General features: G+C 73.5%; 4 protein-coding genes and 2 pseudogenes. 1 reads left to right on the top strand and 5 read right to left on the bottom strand.

All coding sequences use genetic code 11. The features are described 5' to 3' along the window. Positions 1-129 (top strand): annotated as a pseudogene (locus ACKOB8_RS00755) (phosphopyruvate hydratase); the annotation flags it as partial. Between the two features lie 3 nt (positions 130-132). On the opposite strand, the pseudogene ACKOB8_RS00750 reads toward ACKOB8_RS00755, so the two are convergent. The 5 genes and pseudogenes from ACKOB8_RS00750 to ACKOB8_RS00730 form a co-directional block, all read right to left on the bottom strand. Continuing rightward, positions 133-705 (bottom strand): annotated as a pseudogene (locus ACKOB8_RS00750) (FtsB family cell division protein); the annotation flags it as partial. 11 nt (positions 706-716) lie between these two features. Continuing rightward, a complete protein-coding gene (gene eno / locus ACKOB8_RS00745) occupies positions 717-2003 on the bottom strand; it encodes a phosphopyruvate hydratase (protein WP_526374638.1) in 1287 nt (428 codons plus the stop codon). Between the two features lie 91 nt (positions 2004-2094). Continuing rightward, the gene (locus ACKOB8_RS00740; protein ID WP_526374636.1) at positions 2095-2823 is read right to left on the bottom strand and encodes a lytic transglycosylase domain-containing protein; all 729 of its coding nucleotides are present in this window, start codon (positions 2821-2823) and stop codon (positions 2095-2097) included. Between the two features lie 100 nt (positions 2824-2923). Then, positions 2924-3826 carry a nucleoside triphosphate pyrophosphohydrolase gene (locus ACKOB8_RS00735; protein ID WP_526374634.1) on the bottom strand — a complete coding sequence of 301 codons (903 nt, stop codon included), beginning with the start codon at positions 3824-3826 and terminating at the stop codon, positions 2924-2926. Continuing rightward, a partial coding sequence (locus ACKOB8_RS00730; RefSeq protein WP_526374632.1) for a TRCF domain-containing protein occupies positions 3823-4653 on the bottom strand: 831 nt, incomplete at its 5' end. The genes ACKOB8_RS00730 and ACKOB8_RS00735, both read right to left, overlap by 4 nt.

The raw sequence follows: 4653 nt of genomic DNA, 5'->3' as shown, positions 1-4653 counted from the left end.
GACGGCATCGAGCGCGGCGCGGCCAACGCGCTGCTGGTGAAGGTCAACCAGATCGGCACGCTCACCGAAACCCTTGATGCGGTCGCGCTGGCGCACAACAGCGGCTACCGCACGATGATGAGCCACCGCGAGGTCGGCGATGGTGTGCCACAGCGCGGTGTACCAGGGGTCGCCGCCGCGCGCGGTGCCGCCCTGCGGTCCCCCGGGGGCGCCGTCGATCGCCGCGGCCGCCGACTCGGGCAGCTGCACCTGATAGGGAATGTCACCGGGCTTGACGAAGCCGAGCCGCTCGCGGGCCTGCGCGGCGATGTAGACCGGGTCGGCGAGTTTGGCCTTCTGGCCCTCCAACTCCGCGATCTGCTCGCGCAGCGCGGCCTCGCTGGCGGCCAGCTGACGCATCTCGGTGCGCTGCGCGAAATAGGTGCGCACCGGCCCGGCGATGGTCAGGGTCAGCACGCACACCACCGCGGCGAGGATGGCCGCACGCCGGGCGGTGAAGCCCAGCCGCTCCTCGCTCTGCTGGGCGGCCGAGGCGGCCAGCGCGCGCCGGATCGGCTCGGTGATGCCGCGCCCGACCGACTCGGCGCGGGCGCGCAGGCCCGTCTCCTTGGCGCCCGCCCGCGCCGGGCGCGAACGGCGCGACGCGGCACCCGGCCGCGACGCCGGTGCGCGCCGCTTGGAGTCCGACCGCTTGCCCTCTGCCACCGGAGGCTTCCTCAGTCGCCCGCCGCGAACCGCGGGAAGGCCAGATCGCCGGCGTAGCGGGCGGCGTCGCCGAGGGCCTCCTCGATGCGCAGCAGCTGGTTGTACTTGGCGACGCGCTCGCTGCGGGCCGGCGCACCGGTCTTGATCTGCCCGCTGCCCACGGCCACCGCGAGGTCGGCGATGGTGGTGTCCTCGGTCTCGCCGCTGCGGTGGCTCATCATCGTGCGGTAGCCGCTGTTGTGCGCCAGCGCGACCGCATCAAGGGTTTCGGTGAGCGTGCCGATCTGGTTGACCTTCACCAGCAGCGCGTTGGCCGCGCCGCGCTCGATGCCGTCCTCGAGGCGCTCGGGGTTGGTGACGAACAAGTCGTCGCCGACGATCTGCACCCGGTCGCCGATCGCCGCGGTCAGCTCCACCCAGCCGTCCCAGTCGTCCTCGGAAAGCGGGTCCTCGATGGACACCAGCGGGTAGACGTCGAGCAGACCGGCGTAGAACTCACTCATCTGGGCGGCGTCGCGGGTGTGCTTCTCGAAGCTGTAACCCGAACCGGCGGTGTGGAACTCGGTCGCGGCGACGTCGAGGGCCAGCGCCACGTCGGTGCCGGGCGTGAAACCGGCCGACTCGACCGCCGAGAGGATCAGGTCGAGCGCGGCGGTGGTGCCGGCCACGTCGGGGGCGAAGCCGCCTTCGTCGCCCAGACCGGTGGCCAGACCCTGCTTCTTGAGCACCGCCTTGAGCGCGTGGTAGACCTCCGCGCCCCAGCGCAGCGCCTCCCGGAAGTTGGGCGCGCCGATCGGCGCGACCATGAACTCCTGCACATCCACGCCGGTGTCGGCGTGCGCGCCGCCGTTGAGGATGTTCATCATCGGCACCGGCAGGATGTGCGCGTTGGGCCCGCCCAGGTAGCGGAACAGCGGCAGCTCCGCGGAGTCGGCGGCGGCCTTGGCGACCGCCAGCGACACCCCGAGGATGGCGTTGGCGCCCAGCCGCGACTTGTCGGCGGTGCCGTCGAGGTCGACCAGCGCCTGGTCGACGAGCCGCTGGTCGTCGGCGGCGAGCCCGATGACGGCGGGGGCGATCTCGTCGAGCACCCCGGCCACCGCCTTCTGCACGCCCTTGCCGGCGTAGCGCGGCCCGCCGTCGCGCAACTCGACGGCCTCGTGCTCTCCGGTGGAGGCGCCTGAGGGCACGGCGGCCCGGGCGAGGGTGCCGTCGATGAGGGCCACCTCGACCTCCACGGTCGGATTGCCGCGCGAGTCGAGAATTTCGCGGGCGGCGACCTGTTCGATGATGGGCACGGGGTTCTCCTTGCTGGCAGGGCTGACCGGGCGGGACGCGATCAGCCTAAACCGCGCCGCGGCCGGATCGGGGCCGCACGCTGCGGGTCGCTCAGAGCGGATGGCCCGCCGCGTAGGCGGTGGCCCAGTCCCGCACGGCCCGCGCGTAGGAGTCGGAGTGGTTGTAGGCCCGCAGCGCTTTCATCCAGCCGCGCGGCGAGTCGAGGTCCTGGCCGCGAAAGCACAGGTAGCCCGCCGCGGCCAGCGCGGAGTCGTCGAAGTTGTCCGGGCTGACGACGCGGTCGTTGTTGGCGTCCACCCCGTAGAGCCGCCAGGTCTCCGGGATGAACTGCATCGGGCCCATCGCCCGGGCGTAGACCGGGTCGCCGTCCGCGGTGGGGTCGTTGTCGCGGATCTCGCGGTTGCCGCCGGTGCCATCCAGGCGCACTCCCCGGATGGGCGGGTTGACGTCGCCGTTGTCGGCGATCACCGCCCCGCGGTAGGTGCCGTGGTGGCTTTCGACCATGCCGATGCCGGCCAGCGTGGTCCAGGCCAGGTTGCAGTCGGGGTTTTCCACCTGCGCGACCCGCGCGGCGTAGGCGTAGGCCTCCAGGGCCTCGGCCGGGATGCCCAGGGCCGGTGCGCGCTGGGCGGCCCAGTCCCGCAACTGGTCGGCGGGGCGCCCGGCCGCGCGGGTGTCGATCGCGGGCACCGGGTCCCCGGGCGGCGGCGGGACGCCCTCGGGGATGGGGGCTCCGGTCAGCCAGGAACACCCCGAGACCAGCAGCATCACCGCTGCCACCAGGGCGGCGGCGACCCGCGGCCGGACCGACGACGGCATCACAGATCCCTCACCACCCCTCGCTGCCCCTCGCTACCCCTCGTTGGTGACGTACCCCGACTCTCCTATCATCCCACGGTCCGGCGGCGTTAATCCCGGGTCAATCCCCGCGCGGCCAGTGCCGCCGCCACTGATCAGCGCTGATCGGCCCGGCCAGCGGGCCGTCGGCGGCCAGGGACCGCTCGGCGGCGCGCACCGCGTCGAGGAAGGACAGCACCGCCGCGCGCAGCTCGTTCTCCGCGTCCCCGCCCGGGCTCACCGACACCGCGGTCAGCTCGGTCGGGATCAGGTCGGCGGGCAGCCCGGCCGCACCGACCCGGTCGATCACCTTCTGCGCCAGCGCCAGGGCGGGCTGCGCGGTGGGGATGCCCTCGAGGCACCCGCCGGCGGTCTTCTCCCGGGCCTTGCGCTGCTCCCACTGCGCCAGTTGGTCCTCCAGGGTGATCGTCTCGCCGGCCAGCACCGCGGGGACCCGGTTGCCCAGCTTGCGCACCAGCGCGTCGGCGACGTCGTCGATGCTGAACGGATGCTCCGGGGCGTCCTCGGCGATGCGGGCGTGGAAGAGCACCTGCAGCAGCACGTCGCCGAGTTCGTCGCACAGTTCGGCGGCGTCGCCGCCGCGCACGGCGTCGAACAACTCGTAGGTCTCCTCCAGCAGGTAGCGGCGCAGCGACTCGTGGGTCTGGGTGCTCTCCCACGGGCCCGCGGTGCGCAGGGTGTCCATCACCGCGACCGCGTCCAGCACGCGCTCCCCGGGCCTGGGGTCGGGCGCGCCGATCAGCGCCTCCCCCGCCGCCAGCCGCGACGTCACCTGCGGGTGCGCGGGGTCGGCGGCCAGCAGCGTCGGCGCGGGTGCGCCCGTGCCGGCCGGGCGGGCCGCCGGCAGCGACCGCACCAGCTGCTCGGGCACGTCCGCGGTGTACTGCACGTCCCCGCCGAGGTGTCCGACCGCCTCCAGCGCAACCACCGCGGGCCGGCGCGGGTCGACCAGGATGACGGTCACCGGGCCGTTATATCAATGTCGCCGGGCGGGCGGCCATGCAGCGCGAGCAGCAGATCGGCCACCATCTGCACCAGCGCCAGATCCCGCAGCCGCTGCCCGCCGATGCCGCCCTGCCGCGGGACCGGCAGCTGCACGGTCGACGTGGTCGCGCGGTAGCCGGCGGCCGGGTAGAGCCGCTTGAGCCGGACTTGCGCGGAGTCGGGCAGCGTCAGCGGCGAGATCCGCAGCGTCGCACCGTTTCCGGTGGCGGCGACCTCGGTGACGCCGTAGTGCCGGCACAACAGTCGCAGCCGGGCCACGGCGAGCAGCCGCTGCGCGGGCTCGGGCAGCGGGCCGTAGCGGTCGGTGAAGTCGTCGATGACCGCCGCGATCGCGGCCTCGTCGTGGGCGGCGGCCAGCCGACGATAGGCCTCCAGCCGCAGCCGGTCGCTGTTGATGTAGTCGGCGGGCAGGTGCGCATCCACCGGCAGGTCGATGCGCACGTCGGCGGGCTCCTCGGCGGTGGTGACGGTCGAGCCGTCGCCGGCTGCCCGGTAGGCCGCCCGGTACGCCTCGACAGCCTCGCCGACCAGCCGCACGTACAGATCGAATCCCACACCGGCGACGTGACCGGACTGCTCGACCCCGAGCACGTTGCCGGCACCGCGAATCTCCAAGTCCTTCAACGCAACCGCCATCCCGGCACCCAGTTCGTTGTTCTGCGCGATGGTGGCCAGCCGGTCGTAGGCGGTCTCGGTCAGCGGCGCCTCGCGCGGATACAGGAAGTAGGCGTAGCCGCGCTCGCGGCTGCGCCCGACCCGGCCGCGCAGCTGGTGCAGCTGGGAGAG

It is taken from the genome of Mycobacterium sp., from assembly GCF_046091765.1.
Classification (GTDB): domain Bacteria; phylum Actinomycetota; class Actinomycetes; order Mycobacteriales; family Mycobacteriaceae; genus Mycobacterium.
The sequence above is the reverse complement of the archived record's forward strand: the minus strand, read 5'-3'. Positions and strand labels throughout refer to the sequence as shown.

Excerpts from the sequence above, each read along its gene's own strand:
- ACKOB8_RS00740 (WP_526374636.1), bottom strand. The coding sequence starts at position 2,823 with ATGCCGTCGTCGGTCCGGCCGCGGGTCGCCGCCGCCCTGGTGGCAGCG.